Source organism: Halorussus marinus, from assembly GCF_004765795.1.
Taxonomy (GTDB): domain Archaea; phylum Halobacteriota; class Halobacteria; order Halobacteriales; family Haladaptataceae; genus Halorussus; species Halorussus marinus.
On record NZ_SBIV01000004.1, the window covers coordinates 291,959 to 305,556 of the forward strand.

13 protein-coding genes are annotated in these 13,598 nt (G+C 67.8%); 7 read left to right on the forward strand and 6 right to left on the reverse strand.

All coding sequences use genetic code 11. The features are described 5' to 3' along the window. Position 1: 1 nt before the first annotated feature. Genes EPY72_RS10545 through EPY72_RS10555 form a run of 3 tightly spaced genes read left to right on the forward strand, consistent with a single transcriptional unit; the run spans position 2 to position 3,673 of the window. Positions 2–1,714: an ABC transporter substrate-binding protein gene (locus tag EPY72_RS10545; protein WP_135806384.1), complete on the forward strand. Its 1,713-nt coding sequence runs from the start codon at positions 2–4 to the stop codon at positions 1,712–1,714. Between the two features lie 19 nt (positions 1,715–1,733). Further along, positions 1,734–2,753, forward strand: coding sequence for an ABC transporter permease (locus EPY72_RS10550; RefSeq protein ID WP_134671798.1), 1,020 nt, complete (start codon positions 1,734–1,736; stop codon positions 2,751–2,753). Positions 2,754–2,758: 5 nt separating this feature from the next. Continuing rightward, positions 2,759–3,673, forward strand: coding sequence for an ABC transporter permease (locus tag EPY72_RS10555; protein WP_135806385.1), 915 nt, complete (start codon positions 2,759–2,761; stop codon positions 3,671–3,673). Positions 3,674–3,873: 200 nt separating this feature from the next. On the opposite strand, the gene EPY72_RS10560 is transcribed toward EPY72_RS10555, so the two are convergent. Next, complete coding sequence (locus EPY72_RS10560) at positions 3,874–4,077, reverse strand: hypothetical protein (RefSeq protein WP_134671796.1); 204 nt, start codon at positions 4,075–4,077, stop codon at positions 3,874–3,876. Between the two features lie 253 nt (positions 4,078–4,330). Here EPY72_RS10560 and EPY72_RS10565 point away from each other — a divergent pair, with 253 nt between their 5' ends. Genes EPY72_RS10565 through EPY72_RS10580 form a run of 4 tightly spaced genes read left to right on the forward strand, consistent with a single transcriptional unit; the run spans position 4,331 to position 9,202 of the window. Next, on the forward strand, positions 4,331–5,371 hold the full coding sequence (locus EPY72_RS10565; RefSeq protein WP_244605560.1) for a BMP family lipoprotein: 1,041 nt from the start codon (positions 4,331–4,333) through the stop codon (positions 5,369–5,371). Positions 5,372–5,412: 41 nt separating this feature from the next. Continuing rightward, positions 5,413–7,029: an ABC transporter ATP-binding protein gene (locus EPY72_RS10570; protein WP_135806386.1), complete on the forward strand. Its 1,617-nt coding sequence runs from the start codon at positions 5,413–5,415 to the stop codon at positions 7,027–7,029. Positions 7,030–7,079: 50 nt separating this feature from the next. Further along, positions 7,080–8,156 (forward strand): ABC transporter permease, encoded by a 1,077-nt coding sequence (locus EPY72_RS10575; RefSeq protein WP_135806433.1) that lies wholly within the window; start codon positions 7,080–7,082, stop codon positions 8,154–8,156. Then, positions 8,153–9,202 (forward strand): ABC transporter permease, encoded by a 1,050-nt coding sequence (locus EPY72_RS10580; RefSeq protein ID WP_135806387.1) that lies wholly within the window; start codon positions 8,153–8,155, stop codon positions 9,200–9,202. Before EPY72_RS10575 ends, EPY72_RS10580 begins: the two co-directional genes overlap by 4 nt. A gap of 28 nt (positions 9,203–9,230) precedes the next feature. Here EPY72_RS10580 and EPY72_RS10585 read toward each other — a convergent pair whose 3' ends face one another. Genes EPY72_RS10585 through EPY72_RS10605 form a run of 5 tightly spaced genes read right to left on the reverse strand, consistent with a single transcriptional unit; the run spans position 9,231 to position 13,597 of the window. Further along, positions 9,231–10,007: a sugar phosphate isomerase/epimerase family protein gene (locus EPY72_RS10585; RefSeq protein ID WP_135806388.1), complete on the reverse strand. Its 777-nt coding sequence runs from the start codon at positions 10,005–10,007 to the stop codon at positions 9,231–9,233. Then, positions 10,004–10,705: an HAD family hydrolase gene (locus EPY72_RS10590; protein WP_134671792.1), complete on the reverse strand. Its 702-nt coding sequence runs from the start codon at positions 10,703–10,705 to the stop codon at positions 10,004–10,006. The genes EPY72_RS10585 and EPY72_RS10590 overlap by 4 nt, the downstream gene beginning before the upstream one ends. Further along, entirely contained in the window at positions 10,702–11,847 is a 1,146-nt protein-coding gene (locus tag EPY72_RS10595; protein ID WP_134671791.1) for an ABC transporter ATP-binding protein, read from the reverse strand. The genes EPY72_RS10590 and EPY72_RS10595 overlap by 4 nt, the downstream gene beginning before the upstream one ends. Next, positions 11,844–12,710, reverse strand: coding sequence for a carbohydrate ABC transporter permease (locus EPY72_RS10600; protein WP_134671790.1), 867 nt, complete (start codon positions 12,708–12,710; stop codon positions 11,844–11,846). The genes EPY72_RS10595 and EPY72_RS10600 overlap by 4 nt, the downstream gene beginning before the upstream one ends. Continuing rightward, positions 12,710–13,597 (reverse strand): carbohydrate ABC transporter permease, encoded by an 888-nt coding sequence (locus EPY72_RS10605; protein WP_135806389.1) that lies wholly within the window; start codon positions 13,595–13,597, stop codon positions 12,710–12,712. Before EPY72_RS10605 ends, EPY72_RS10600 begins: the two co-directional genes overlap by 1 nt. Position 13,598 lies beyond the last annotated feature (1 nt).

Below are 13,598 nucleotides of genomic sequence, written 5' to 3' on the forward strand. Positions count from 1 at the left end.
TATGGTGTCGCATAACGAGAAACGCTCGCAGGAGTCGTCCGATGGATCGCGACGGTGGTTTCTGAAGACGGTCGGAGCGGGGACGACCGTCGCGCTCGCGGGCTGTACCGGGAGTGACGAACCGAGCGGCGAGAGCACCGATTCGGAGCCGGCCGGAACCGACGACCAGCAGAACGTCGACGACGCCGACTCGGAGATGCAGTCGGACGCGGTCACGTACGTCAACGCGAAAACCCAACCGCTCGCGCACCTCGATCCCCACGCGATCAACGACGGGACGATGGTACAGCTCGGACTCGTGTACGACCAGCTCCTTGATTACGCGCAGGGGGACCCGACGACGATACGGCCGGGGCTCGCGACCGACTGGGAGTCCCAGAACGGCGGCGAAGAGTGGGTGTTGACCCTCCGGGAAAACGTGACGTTCGACGACGGCACGCAGTTCGACGCGTACGCCGCCCGGCGGTCGCTCGAACGGGCCAAGAACCTCACGGCCGGCCAGTCGAAGCCCTACGACTGGATCGACAGCGTCGAGGAGACCGGCGACTACGAGATCACGGTCCACTGCGACGGCGCGTTCGGGCCCGCTCCGGCCGCGCTCACGTTCATCACGACGAGCGTGATCAACCCGACGGTGATGGACGAACACCAGGACGACGACAAGCTCGGTCACGAGTACTTCCAGCAGAACGTCCACGGCACGGGACCGTTCAAGTTAGAGTCGTGGGACAAGGGCAACGACTTCGTCGCGACGCGAAAGGAGGGCCACTGGCGCGACGAGGCGAGCGATCTGCCGGACAACCTCGCGATTCCCGACGACGCGAACATCGAGGAGTACCGCAACAACATCGTCCGGGAACAGCTGACCCAGAAACAGCAACTGGCGCAGGGCGACATCGACCTCCCGCGGGACCTGACGTGGACGAACATCCAGGAGGTCGTCCAGGAAGACGGGGTCGAACTCTACGAGGGGCCGCCGGACCTCTACAACAAGTACGTGTTCATGATGTGCCAGCGCGAGCCGACGAGCGACGTCCAGTTCCGGAAGGCGCTGGCCTACGCCGCCGACTACGAGGGGATCGCGAAGGAACTGATCGGCACGGCGATCCCGTGGGGCACCCCGTGGCCCGAGGGGATCTGGCCTCGCGTCACGGACGGTCAGTACCAGCGGAACCTCGAAAAGGCCAAACAGCACCTCGAACAGTCGGCCTACAGCGGCGAGGAGCTGACGTTCCGGTCGATCAAGGGGCCCGAAAACGACAAGGTCGGCGAGGCGCTCGTCGCGAACTTCAAGGAGATCGGCGTGACCGTCGACCACGAGGACATCCCGTGGGCCGATCTGTACGAACAGCTCACGTCCGCGGAGACGATGCCCGATCTCCTCATGTACAACGGCTGGCCGGACTACGCCGACCCCAACGGACCGGCCATCCGATACTGGGGCGAGTACTGGCCCGCCGACGGGTGGAACACCGCCTACTACCAGAACGACGAGTACGACGAGATGTTCATAGAGGCGCGCAGTTCCGGCGACCGCAAACAGCGCGAAAAACTCTACAAGCAAATGCAGGAGATCCTTCTGGACGAGGTGCCGATCATCTGGCTCTTCCAGAACAAGTGGGTGCGCGCCCACCGCGCGGAGATCTCGAACCTCACCTACACGCCCGGGGACAACAACTACGTCCCGGTCCACCAGTTCCACAAGGACACCTGATCTCGTGGCACTTATTTAAATGAAATTCCGCACGTATCTCGTACGTCGATTAGTGGCGATGGCGGTGACGTTCTGGGGCATCCTGACGCTCGTGTTCGTCATCGCCCGCGTGGTGCCCGGCAATCCGGCCGCGGTCATCGCGGGCTCGAAAGCCACCGAGGAACAGATCGCACAGATCCGGGAGACGTACGGGCTGGACGATCCGCTCCACGAGCAGTACGTCGACTTCATCGTGGATCTGGTGCTCCACCAGGATCTGGGGATGTCGATCGCGACCCAGCGGCCGGTCGCCCAAGAGATCGCCCAGCGGTTTCCGGCGACGTTCGAACTCACGACGTTGGCGGTCGTCTTCGCGCTGACGATCGGGATCCCGCTCGGCATCGCGTCGGCGATTCACAAAGACGAGCCCGTCGACCACGGCTCGCGACTGGTGGCGATCAGCGGCGTCTCGATCCCGCAGTTCTGGATCGCGATACTCGCACAGCTGTTCTTCTACTACCAGCTCGGGTGGCTCCCGTCGGGCGGACGATTCACCAGCCAGATGACGCCGCCGCCGAACGTGACCGGGCTCTACCTCGTCGACAGCCTGCTCGCGCTCGACTTCGGAGCGTTCGTCACCTCGTTCACGCATCTGTTGCTACCCGCGGCGGTGCTCTCGCTGGGAACGCTCGCCCAGACGACCAGGATCATGCGCTCGTCGATGATCGAGACGCTGAACACCGACTACATCGAGTGGTCGCGGGCCCACGGGTTCCGGTCGAGGATCATCCTCCTGCGCCACGCGCTCAGGAACGCGGTCATGCCGACGATCACCGCGGTCGGGCTCTCGTACGGCCTGTTGCTCGGCGGATCGGTCGTCATCGAGATCGTGTTCAACATCCGCGGGCTGGGCCTGTTCCTCTACAACGCCGTCATCAGCACCGACTTCAACGGGATACTCGGCGTGACGATCGTGTTCGCGCTCGGGTATCTCATCGTCAACTTCGTCGTCGACGTGCTACACAGCTACATCAATCCGGAAGTCGAGTTGGGTGAGTGATACGTATGGCTTCACAAGACGCGACGTCACCGACGCAGCGCTCGTTCACCGACAGATACCGAGGCGTCATCGAGGCGTTCCGACGGTCGTTCTACATCCTCGGCCGGAATCGGCTCACGATCGTCGGCATCGGGATGGTGCTGTTCATCGCCCTGATCGGACTGCTCGCGCCCGTGATCGCCCCGTACCCCAGCCACGTCGGGTCGGTGACCGAGTTCGGCCAGTCGCTCCAACCGCCCTCGAGCGAACATCTGTTCGGGACCGACCGGCTCGGTCGGGACATCTTCTCGCGGGTCCTGTTCGGGGCGCGGATCTCGATGAAGATCGCGGTGTTCGTCGTCGGCGCCGCGCTCAGCATCGGCATCCCGCTCGGCCTCGCGGCGGGCTACATCGGCGGGCGCGTCGAGATGCTCATCATGCGCGTCACCGACATCTTCGTCTCGATCCCCCGGTTGATCCTCCCCGTCGCGGTCGCGGGGGCGCTGGGGCCGAGTCTCGAGAACGTCATGCTGGCGCTCATCGTCACCTGGTGGCCGTGGTACGTCCGATTGCTCCGGAGCGAAGTGAAGGAGGTAAAAGAGTCCGAGTACATCCAGGCCATCGAAGGCCTCGGCGCCAGTCGGCTCCGGGTCATGTTCGTCCACCTGTTGCCAAACAGCCTCACGAGCCTCCTCGTGCAGGCCACGATGGACATGGGCTGGGTCATCCTCGTCGCGGCGTCGCTGTCGTTCATCGGCATCGGCGCCTCCCCGCCGACCCCCGAGTGGGGACTCATGGTGGCCCGCGGGCGGGAGTTCATGCCGACCCACTGGTGGTTCTCCGTGTTCCCCGGGCTGTTCATCTTCATCAACGTGATGGGGTTCAACCTGATCGGGGACGGCCTCCGGGACATCCTCGATCCGAAGTCCCGGATGGAGTGATCCGGTCGCCGTTCGGGCCCGTTTTTCGCGGCGGCATCTCGCGGTGGACCGCGCCATCGGGTCCAGTTCCACGAGAAACGAGCTAGCAGTACAGTACTCTCTCGGCGGTGTCGAGTCGACGCCGGGCACTTCGGCGGGATTTTTCCCGTTCGGTCGTCGTGATCGAGAGCAGGGCGCGCCGACCGGGAAATCGTTCGGGATCAGTCGCGAGTGGGACTCGACCGCGTCAGCGCGCCGTCACAACGCGGACACGTCGACGGAACCTCCGCGTCGATCTCGACGGTGTAGCCACAGTCCGTGCAGGCACAGGTCTCGGACTGTCCGCGGTCCGCGGGGACGGTGTTTCCGTGCGGGTTCGCCGTGGGGTGGTCGAGCCCGATCGGCGGGGCGTCGCTCGTGGCCATACAGGACGGGACGGTCCGAGCCCGTAAATATGTTCCATAGCCGACGACACATACTTTCGGCGCGCGTATTATTCCGATTAATCGGCGCGGCGGATCGCCGAGATACTCTTCAAATATATACGATATTTTATATAAGGATAGTTTTTAGCATGCGCGTGATGTGTACACCCACGGAATGGCTCACAGCATGGGGGAACGCGACAGTTCGGGGGGATCAAGCGCCGAACGGTCGTCGACGGTCAGTCGGCGGACAGTGCTCGCATCGGGGGCGGCCGTGCTCGGCGGAACGATCGCCGGCTGTGTCGGCGCCGGCGGTAGCCAAGACGCCACGACGAACGTCGCGATCGTCTCGAGCCCGGCGGGGTTCGACGACAACGCGTTCAACGACCTCGCGCTCGAAGGGCTCCGGAGCGCCGCCGAGGAGTACGACGTCGAGATCAATCGGGTCGAGGAGACCGAGCAGGCCCAGTACCAGTCGACCCAGTCCCAGCTCGCCCAGAGTGGCGACTACGACCTCATCGTGCTGGTCTCGTACAACCACACCGAGGCGCTGACCCAGAACGCCGTCGACTACCCGGACCAGAACTGGATGCTCATCAACGACTACGTCGACGAGCCCAACGTCGCCGGCTACACCTGGGCGAACCACCAGATGTCGTATCTGGCGGGCGTCCTCGCCGGGACGATGACGACCGAAGAACTGGACCACGAGGGGGGTTCGACGGCCCCGGAGACCGCGCAGGTCGGGTTCGTCGGCGGCGAGGACGGCTCGCTGATCAACGCCTTCGAGCGGTCGTACGTCGCCGGCGCAGAGTGGGTGAACGGCGACGTCGAGGTGAACGTCGGCTACATCGGCAACTACACCGACACGAGCACCGCGGCCGACATCGCGAGCTCGCAGTACGACGACGGCGCGGACATCGTCTACCACGCCGCGGCGGCCGCCGGCCGAGGCGTCTTCGAGGCCGCACAGGAGAACGGCCGGTTCGCGATCGGGGTCGACGCCGACCAGTCGCGGACGCTCCCCGATTTCCAGGACGTCATCCTCGGCTCGGCGGTCAAGTACATAAACGAGGGGACCCGCGAGGTCGCCGCGGCGGTCGCCGAGGGCGACTTCGAGAGCGTCGCGGGCGCCAACACGCTGGGGCTCGAAGACGAGGCCGTCGACTGCGTCATCGGGCAGGCGTTCGATGGCCAACTGCCCGACGCGGTCGGAAAGAACCTCGAGGAGGCAAAACAGGCCATCGTCGACGGCGACGTCGAGGTGCCGTGTACCGCCGCCGGATGCGAGTGACGCCCCGATCGTCAGACTACCGCCGATGACAGCCCCCGATCATGGCGCCACCTGAGACGGCGGCGCCCGCGGTCCGACTCGACGGCATCACCAAGCGGTTCGGCGACGTGGTCGCCAACGACGGCGTCGACTTCACGCTCGAACGCGGGACGGTCCACGCCCTGCTGGGCGAGAACGGCTCGGGCAAGACGACCCTGATGAGCGTCCTCTACGGGCTGTACGATCAGGACGCCGGGACGATCGCGATCGACGGCCAGCCCCGGGCGTTCGACTCGCCCAGAGACGCCATGGACGCCGGGGTCGGCATGATCCACCAGCACTTCCAGCTCGTCGAGCCGATGACCGTCCTCCAGAACGTCATCCTGGGCCACGAGCCGACCGAGAACGGACTGGTCGACGAGGCCGCCGCGAGAGACGACGTCGAGGCGATCTGCTCGCGGTACGACTTCGACGTCGACCGGTATCTGGACACGCCGGTTCGGGAGCTCGACCTCGGCGCGCGCCAGCGCGTCGAGATCGTCAAGAGCCTCTACCGGGGCGCCGAGATCCTCGTCCTCGACGAGCCGACGGCGGTGCTCACCCCACAGGAGGCCGATCGGCTGTTCGACGTGATGGACGAGCTCACCGCGTCGGGGCGCTCGCTCGTCTTCATCACCCACAAGCTCGACGAGGCGCTGACCGCCGCCGACGAGATCACCGTGCTCCGGGACGGGGCGGCCGTCGGGACGGTGGCGGCCGCCGACGCCACCGAGCGGGAACTCGCGCGGCTGATGGTCGGCCGGGAGGTGCTGTTCGACCGCGAGCGTCGCGAGACGGCGCCCGGCGAGCCCCTCCTCGCGGTCGAGGACCTCCGGGTCCGGGGCGACCGCGGGCTCGAACGGGTCCGGGAGGTCGGGTTCACGGTCCGCGAACGCGAGATCCTGGGCGTCGCGGGCGTGCAGGGCAACGGCCAGACCGAACTGGTCGAGGCGCTCGCCGGGCTTCGCCCCGTCGCGTCGGGCGCCATCCGGTTCCGCGGCGAGGACGTGACCGGTCTGAGCCGGCGCGAGCGGATCGAGGCCGGCATCGCCTACGTCCCCGAGGACCGACAGACCGAGGGGTTGGTGCAGGACTACGACCTCGTGCACAACGCGTTGCTCGGGAATCATACCATCGAACCGTACGCGCGCCGGGGGTTCGTCGACTGGGCGGCCGTCCGGGAACACGCCGAGGAGATCGTCCGGGAGTACGACGTCCAGCCGCCGACCCCCGACGCGGAGGCGGCGTCGCTGTCTGGCGGGAACCAGCAGAAGTTCATCGCGGGCCGGGAGATCGAACACGACCCCGACGTCATGGTCGCGGCCCACCCCACGCGCGGGGTCGACGTCGGCTCGATCGAGTTCATCCACGACCGCCTGCTCGCACTCCGCGACGCCGGGCTGGCGATCGTGCTGGTCTCCTCGAAGCTAGAGGAGATCCGGACCCTCTCCGACCGGATCGCGGTCATGTACGAGGGCGAGTTCGTCGACACGGTCGACCCCGACGCGGTGACCGACGAGGAACTGGGACTGCTGATGGCCGGCCGCGATCGCGGCGAGGACCCGACCGACGCCCGACGCGGGGAGGCGGAAGTCGAACCGGACCGCGCCGACGGACCAGACGGAGGCGGGCGAGCGTGACCGACCCAGACGCGGGCGGGGGCCGACGGCTCGATCGGGCCGCCGACCGCATGCTCGGCGCGTCGGCGGTCCAGCGGCTCCTGATCGCGACCGCGTCGACGGTGCTGGCGCTGGTCGTCGGGCTGGTGGTCGTGGCCGCGGCCGGCTACGATCCGGCGACCTTCCTGGTGAACGTCTTCGAGGGGTCGTTCGGCGACGCGACCGCGGTCGCACAGACGCTTCGGTCCACGACGCTGTTCGTGCTGACCGGGGTCGCGGTGGCGGTCGCGTTCCGGGCCGGCGTGTTCAACATCGGCGTGCAGGGCCAGTTCGTCGTCGGCGGGTTCGCCACCGTCGTCTCGATCCTGTGGCTCGCCCCGCTGGCCCCCGAGAACGCGGTCGGGGGCGCCGCACTCTTGGTCTGCGGGGCGCTCGCGGCCGTCGTCGCGGGCGGCCTCTACGGCGCGCTCCCGGGCGTCCTGAAGGCGTACGCCGACGCCAACGAGATCATCACCACGATCATGCTGAACTTCATCGCGATCGGGGTGGTCGGGTGGCTCGTCGACGGGCCGTTCCGGGGCGAGGGCCAGCGCGCGCCCAACACCGCCCGGATCCCCGAGCACGTCGGCCTCCCGCGGCTCGTCTTCGACGTGCCGGACTTCTCGGTCGTCGGGCTCGCGGTCGCGCTCGTCGCGGTCGGCGCGATCGCTGTGGTCATGGAACGGACCCGGCTGGGGTACGACATGATCACCAGCGGCCATCAGGAGGCGGCGGCCGCGTTCTCGGGCGTCGACGCCAAGCGCACGATCGTCGCCACCATGACCCTCTCAGGGATGGTCGCGGGCGTCGCGGGCGCGGTGTTCGCCGTGATGATTCAGGGCTACTACAGCGACCCGAGCGGGATCGGCACGTACGGCTTCGACGCCATCGCCGTCAGCCTGCTCGCGGCGAACAACCCGCTCGGGGTCGTCCCGGCCGGACTGCTGTTCGGCGGGCTCGACGCCGCCGGCAGGCACATCGGCATCTACAGCGACGTGCCCGTCCAGTTGATCGACGGGGTCGTCGGGCTCGTCGTCCTGTTCGTCGCCGCGCCAGAGCTGTTCCGGATGGCGGCCCGGCGGACCGGGCTCGGGGGCGAGGACCGATGAGCGTCGCCGACTACGCCGCCCGCAACCGCGTCCGGATCGGCGCCGCGGTCGGCCTGCTCGCCGGCGCGGCGCTCCTCGCGGCCCTGCTCGACCTGCCGGTCGCGGCCATCGTGACCGTCGGGTTCGTCGAGCGGACGCTCCAGGCGGCGACCCCGATCGCGCTCGCGGCGGTCGGCGGGCTCTACGCCGAGAAGAGCGGCGTGTTCAACATCGGCCTCGAAGGGTTCATGATCTTCGGGGCGGCCAACGCCGGCGCCGTCGCGTGGCTCTCGGGCGGCGGATCGCCGACCCAGCTCGACCTCTGGGTCGGCATCCTCGCGGCGGTGCTCCTCAGCCTCGCGTACGGCGCGATCTTCGCCGCGCTGACGATCCGGTACGAGGCCGACCAGATCGTCGCCGGCCTCGCGGTCTGGTTCGTCGGGCTCGGGTTCGGCCCGTTCACCGCGGTCGTCCTCTGGGGCAACCGCAACAGCCCGCGGCTCGCGAGCGTCGCCGATCTCACCGTCCCGGTGCTGTCGGAGCTCCCGGTGGTCGGTCCCGTGCTGTTCGACACGTCGCCGCTGGTGGCGCTCGCCGCGCTGGCGGTCGGGATCTCGTGGGTGGTGCTGTACCGGACCAGATACGGCTACTGGCTCCGGGCGGCCGGCGAGAACCCCGAGGCGCTCGACACGGCGGGGGTCAGCGTGGCCCGCGTCCGGTACGGGGCGGTGATCTTCTCGGCCGCGATGGCGGGGCTTGCCGGCGCCGTCCTGCTGGCCCACGCCGGGTCGTTCACCGGCACCGGCGACACGATGGTCAACGGCCGGGGGTGGATCGGGATCGTCGCGTATCTGTTCGGCAACTACAACCCGATCGGGGCGGGCGCGGCGGCGGTGCTGTTCGGCGGGCTGGACATGCTCCAGATCCAGTTCCAGACCGCCGGCATCGAGGTGCCAAACCGGCTCGTCAATCTGTTCCCGTACGCGGCGGTCGTCGTCGTGCTCACCGTCTGGGGCTCGACCCGGATGCCCGCGGCCGTCGGCGAACCCTACGAGAGCGAGGAGTGAGCCCCGACCCCGTCGAGTCGCCGCGGGCTCACAGCAGTTCGTCGAGGTGGCTCCGGGAGTACTCGAGGTACTCGAGCGACCGCGTGCCGATTTCGAGCGACAGCGTCCCGGTCCACCCCGACGGGAACGCCTCGAAGATGGGCTCGAAGTCGAGGTTTCCCGCGCCGAACGGGAGGTGTTCGTCGGCCGGCCGGCGGGTGTCGTTGAGGTGGACGTGCGAGATCCGATCGGCGTGATCGGCGACGAACGCGGCGGTGTCGGCGGCGTCGTAGCCGGTGACTCGGGCGTGGCCGGTGTCGAGGGTCATCGACGCGTCCGTGTTCGCGAGCAGTCGGTCGATGTGTTCGATCGTGTACGCGCTGTCGAAGATGTTCTCCGCACAGATCTCCAGCCCGCGGTCGGCGCCGTAGGCGGTCAGGTCGGCCACCGACGCGTCGATGTGATCGCGGAGCGCCGCGTCCTCCCAGGCGACCTCCCACGCCGACGACTCGGGGTGGAGGACGCCCTTCTCGGCGCCGAGATCGGCCGCGACGTCGATGCACGTCCGCTGGGTCTCGATCGCGCCGTCGCGGACGCCCGGATACGGCGAGCCGATGTCGGTCGGGAACGGGAGGTGGACGACCAGATCGAGCCCGTGGTCGGCCAGCGTGGCCCGGACGTCAGACGCCCGCGATGCGAGGGTTTCGTGGGCGTGTGGCCCGTCCATCAGCACTTCGACGTAGTCGAAGTCGCCGGCGGCGGCGAAGTTCAGTTGGCGGTCCAGCTCCGATGCGACTGACGTGACGAAACCGATGCGTGGGTTCATTGTGGTCTCCGGGGAGAATCCGTGTCGGTCGATCGCGCGGGCAGGTCGGTCAGGTCGGCGAGGCTCTCGATGCGGTAGGTCGGCTCGGCGTCGAGGCGGTACTCCCGGCGGTGCGGGCGCGCGACGAACGCGGAGTCGACGCCGGCGGCGTTCGCGGCCGCCACGTCGACGCGGCTATCGCCCACGTAGAGGGCCGACCGGACGTCGAGCGCGTCGAGCGCCGTTTCGAGGTACGACGGGTCGGGCTTGCGCCGCGCCAGTCCCTCTAGGGTCGGATCCCGGCCGTAGTGGGCCTCGAACGTCGCGAGGTCGAACTCGTCGACGACGCGCTCGATCGTCGCGTGCTGATTGTTGCTCACGATCGCGGTCGGCACCGAGAGATCGGCGACGACGTCGACGTCGGCGTACAGCGGCTTGCGGCCCTCGCGGATCGCGCTCGCCTGGACGGCGGTCCGGTGGCGCTCGTTGCGTCGCCAGAACCGCTCGGCGTCGAGGCCGTACCGGTCGGCCAGTTCCCGGACCGTCTCGACCGAGAGGTCCTCGACGAGCGCCCGGACGTCCCCGGCGTCGGGGTCGACGTCGAACGCGCCGAACGCCTCCCGGGAGGCCGCGAGCAGGAGCGACTCGTCGGTCGGATGCGTGAGCACGCCGTCGTTGTCGAAGACGACCGCGTCGTATCTGGCGGCGACGTGGGTCATCGTCGCTCCGGGCTCCCGTCGGCGAGGAGGGGCTCGGCCTCTGTGGCGTCTAACTCCGTCGAGGAGTGGTACAGCGCTTCGCCGGATTCGGGGTCGAACAGGTGGAGTCGCTCCGGGTCGGCGGCCAGCGACACCGCGTCGCCGACGCCGACGGGCGAGCGCGCCGGCAGGCTCACCTCCATCTCGGCGCCGCCGACGGTGCCGCGGGTGAGCAGCGAGTCGCCCAGCGGCTCGGTCACCGTGATCTCCATCCGGAGCGGTCCGTCGCGCTCCTGGCGGAGATCCTCCGGGCGGACGCCGAGGACCGCTCGACCGTCGACGCGGTCGGCGACCCTCCCGGCAGACGGGAGCGTGAGCTGGTTCGAGCCCCACGTCGCGACCGCGTCGTCCCCGCGGCGTTCGAGAGTCGCCTCGACGGTGTTCATCCCCGGACTGCCGATGAACTCGGCCACGAACCGGGTGTCGGGCGCGTCGTACAGGCGTTGGGGCGGCGCGACCTGCTGGAGTTCGCCGTCGTACATCACCGCGACCCGGTCGCCGAGGGTCATCGCCTCGACCTGATCGTGGGTGACGTACAGCGTCGTCGTCTGGAGCTCGGCGTGCAACTCCGCGAGCTCGGCGCGCATCTGAACCCGGAGCTTCGCGTCGAGGTTCGAGAGGGGCTCGTCCATCAGGAACACCTCCGGGTCCCGGACGAGCGCGCGGCCGATCGCGACCCGCTGTTGCTCGCCGCCCGAGAGCGCCGCCGGCGTCCGGTCGAGCAGGTCCTCGATGTCGAGAATCGCGGCCGCCTCCGCGACGCGGTCGTCGACCTCCCCGGACCCGAAGTCGGTGGCGGTCCGGACGCCGAAGGTCATGTTCTCCCGGGCGGTCATGTGTGGGTACAGCGCGTAGCTCTGGAACACCATCGCGACGTCCCGGTCGCCCGGCGGGGTGTCGGTCACGTCGCTGTCGGCGATCTCGACCGCGCCCTCGGTCGGGGATTCGAGCCCCGCGAGGAGCCGAAGCGTGGTCGATTTCCCGCACCCGGAGGGCCCGACGAGGACCAGAAACTCTCCGTCGCGGACGTTGAGGTCGACGCCGTCGACCGCGGTGACGTCGTCGAAGCGTTTCACCAAGTCAGTGGTCGTGATTCCTGTCATTCTGCGAGTCCGAACGTTTCGAGCAGCGGGCCCCGGAACGCGATGAGCGCGACCAGCGGCGGCAGCAGCGTCAACACGGCGCCCGCCATGATGAGTCCCCAGTCGGTCTGGCCGGCGTTGCCGACCGACTGGAGGTACTTCATTCCGACCTGTACGACCTGCTTGTTCTGATCGGAGATGACGATAAGCGGCCACAGATACTGGTTCCACGCGTAGATGAACGTGATCACGCCGAGACCGCTGATCATCCCCCGCGACATCGGGATCAGCACGTCCCAGAGAAATCGCAGTGGGCCGACCCCGTCGAGCTTCGCCGACTCGACCAGCGAGTCGGGGATAGACAGGAAGTGCTGGCGCAGGAGGAACACGGCGGTCGCGCTCGCCAGATACGGCCCCGTGAGCGCCAACAGCGTGTTCGACCAGCCCCAGGCGGCCATCAGTTCGTACAGCGGGACGATGCGGACCGGCACCGGGACCATCAGCGTGAACAGGATGAGAAAGAAGATCGCGTTCTTGAACCGGAACCGATAGAACACGAGCGCGACCGCCGCAAGCAGGCTCACCGCGATCTTGCCGACGGTGACGACGACCGACATCACCAGCGAGTTGAGCATGTACGACGCCATCTCGTAGGTCGTCAACACCTCGAGGTAGTTGGCGAGCCCGTCGCTCCCGGCGCCGATATTCGTGATGTCGTACACCTCCGGAACGGTCTGGGTGCTCATCACGAACGCCAGCAACAGCGGCGAGGCCATCAGCAGGATCGAGCCGATCAGTCCCGCGTGGACGGGCCACTGCTCGGGAACGAGCGTCGCGTCCGTGATCGCCGACGGCGCCGCGTCGTCTTGTGTTTCGTGAGACATTAGTAGTGTGCGTAGCGGTCGGACACGCGCAACTGGACGTAGGTGAGTCCCGCGACGAGGACGAACAGGATCACCGACTCGGCCGACGCGAGTCCGAGGTTGTTGAACTGGAACGCGTCGCGGTACAACTGGTAGATCATCAGGTTCGTGGCGTTCGTCGGGCCGCCCTGCGTCATCAGGTCGATCAGCGCGAAGCTCCCGAAGAACGCGTAGATCGTGTTGATCACGACCAGAAAGACCAGCGTCGGCGACATCAGCGGGACGTACACCCGGACGAGCCGGCGCCACGTCTCGACGCCGTCGAGCTCGCAGGCCTCGTTCAACGCTTCGGGAACGTTGTTCAGCGCCGCGAGCATGAAGATCACGTTGTACCCGACCTGCTTCCAGATGGCCGCCACCGCGAGCACGGCGAACGCCTGCCAGCCGACGGTGAACCAGTCGAGTTCGACCCCGAACCACGCCTCGAGGTAGTGGGTGTAGATCCCGACGCTCGGGTGGGCCAAGAACAGCAACACCGTCCCGGCGACGGCCGTCGGGAGCGCGTACGGCCAGATCGCGGCCACCAGATACGCGGCCTTGCCGTCGCTCACCTCGTACAGCAGGAACGCCACGAACAGCCCGATGGCCAGCGATCCCGCGACCACGATCGCCGCGAACGCGAACGTCAGGCCGACGCTCCCGAGGTACGTCTGTGAGCTCAGCAGTTCGGCGAAGTTCGCCAGCCCGACGAACCGCGTGTTCTGGCCGAACAGGAACGTCTTGTAGAGGCTGAGCCGGAGCGTCTGGAGCGACGGGTAGTACAGGAACGCCCCGATCGCGACCAGCGTCGGCAACAACAGGAGGTACGCCCCCAGCGTGCTGTCGAAGGTGTTCTCGTGGACGCCCATC

Bases quoted from the DNA above. Each gene is read 5' to 3' on its own strand.
- EPY72_RS10545 (WP_135806384.1), top strand. From the start codon at position 2: ATGGTGTCGCATAACGAGAAACGCTCGCAGGAGTCGTCCGATGGATCG.
- EPY72_RS10550 (WP_134671798.1), top strand. From the start codon at position 1,734: ATGAAATTCCGCACGTATCTCGTACGTCGATTAGTGGCGATGGCGGTG.
- EPY72_RS10555 (WP_135806385.1), top strand. From the start codon at position 2,759: ATGGCTTCACAAGACGCGACGTCACCGACGCAGCGCTCGTTCACCGAC.
- EPY72_RS10560 (WP_134671796.1), bottom strand. From the start codon at position 4,077: ATGGCCACGAGCGACGCCCCGCCGATCGGGCTCGACCACCCCACGGCG.
- EPY72_RS10570 (WP_135806386.1), top strand. From the start codon at position 5,413: ATGGCGCCACCTGAGACGGCGGCGCCCGCGGTCCGACTCGACGGCATC.
- EPY72_RS10575 (WP_135806433.1), top strand. From the start codon at position 7,080: ATGCTCGGCGCGTCGGCGGTCCAGCGGCTCCTGATCGCGACCGCGTCG.
- EPY72_RS10580 (WP_135806387.1), top strand. From the start codon at position 8,153: ATGAGCGTCGCCGACTACGCCGCCCGCAACCGCGTCCGGATCGGCGCC.
- EPY72_RS10585 (WP_135806388.1), bottom strand. From the start codon at position 10,007: ATGAACCCACGCATCGGTTTCGTCACGTCAGTCGCATCGGAGCTGGAC.
- EPY72_RS10590 (WP_134671792.1), bottom strand. From the start codon at position 10,705: ATGACCCACGTCGCCGCCAGATACGACGCGGTCGTCTTCGACAACGAC.
- EPY72_RS10595 (WP_134671791.1), bottom strand. From the start codon at position 11,847: ATGACAGGAATCACGACCACTGACTTGGTGAAACGCTTCGACGACGTC.
- EPY72_RS10600 (WP_134671790.1), bottom strand. From the start codon at position 12,710: ATGTCTCACGAAACACAAGACGACGCGGCGCCGTCGGCGATCACGGAC.
- EPY72_RS10605 (WP_135806389.1), bottom strand. From the start codon at position 13,597: ATGGGCGTCCACGAGAACACCTTCGACAGCACGCTGGGGGCGTACCTC.